Consider the following 250-nt stretch of genomic DNA (forward strand, 5'->3'; position numbering starts at 1 on the left):
CACCCGCTCCTCGCCGCCGACCTTCGTCCCGCTGGCGTTGAAGCGCTGCTGGTAGACGCCCCAGCCGCTGCCGTCCTGACCGTTCGACGACCAGGTCACCACCCAGCCGCCATCCTTCAGCGCCGCGGTGGACGACCAGTTCTGGTCGGCCGTCGTCGTTGTGTTCACCCGCTCCTCGCCGCCGACCTTCGTCCCGCTGGCGTTGAAGCGCTGCTGGTAGACGCCCCAGCCGCTGCCGTCCTGACCATTC

1 protein-coding gene is annotated in these 250 nt (G+C 69.6%); it reads right to left on the minus strand.

What is annotated here, in order from left to right; genetic code table 11:
• On the minus strand, positions 1-250 hold a 250-nt coding region (locus EJ903_RS27195; protein ID WP_210211595.1), incomplete at both ends, for a hypothetical protein.

The sequence above is a fragment of the Azospirillum griseum genome, from assembly GCF_003966125.1.
GTDB classification, from domain to species: domain Bacteria; phylum Pseudomonadota; class Alphaproteobacteria; order Azospirillales; family Azospirillaceae; genus Azospirillum; species Azospirillum griseum.